The following is a 471-nucleotide window of genomic DNA, read 5'->3' on the forward strand; positions in this document are numbered from 1 at the left end:
CGATTCATCATCGTGTTGCGAAAATTTGAGAGACTCACGAACAACTTTCGTTGTTCAGTGTTTCAATTTTCAGCTTGATCCAGATTTTTAAAGAGCAAATATCTCAAACATCACCCGAAGATGAGTTTTGAGATATTAAGGCAGGTGACTTTCACTCACAAACCAGCAAGTGGCGTCCCCTAGGGGATTCGAACCCCTGTTACCGCCGTGAAAGGGCGGTGTCCTGGGCCTCTAGACGAAGGGGACACGAAAATTGCTTATCACGCGTTGCGTGATATTTTCGTGTAGGGTGAGCTTTCATTAATAGAAAGCGAAGGCCTTATTCTCTTCAGCCTCACTCCCAACGCGTAAACGCCTTGCTTTTCACTTTCTATCAGACAATCTGTGTGAGCACTGCAAAGTACGCTTCTTTAAGGTAAGGAGGTGATCCAACCGCAGGTTCCCCTACGGTTACCTTGTTACGACTTCACC

1 tRNA gene and 1 rRNA gene are annotated in these 471 nt (G+C 46.1%); both read right to left on the bottom strand.

From position 1 onward, the window contains the following. Positions 1-170: 170 nt before the first annotated feature. Positions 171-246: transfer RNA gene (locus BGK49_RS17765), tRNA-Glu, on the bottom strand. 170 nt (positions 247-416) lie between these two features. Continuing rightward, positions 417-471, bottom strand: a 16S ribosomal RNA gene (locus BGK49_RS17770); the annotation flags it as partial.

The organism is Shigella sp. FC1544 (assembly GCF_001722145.1).
GTDB classification, from domain to species: Bacteria; Pseudomonadota; Gammaproteobacteria; order Enterobacterales; family Enterobacteriaceae; genus Escherichia; species Escherichia coli.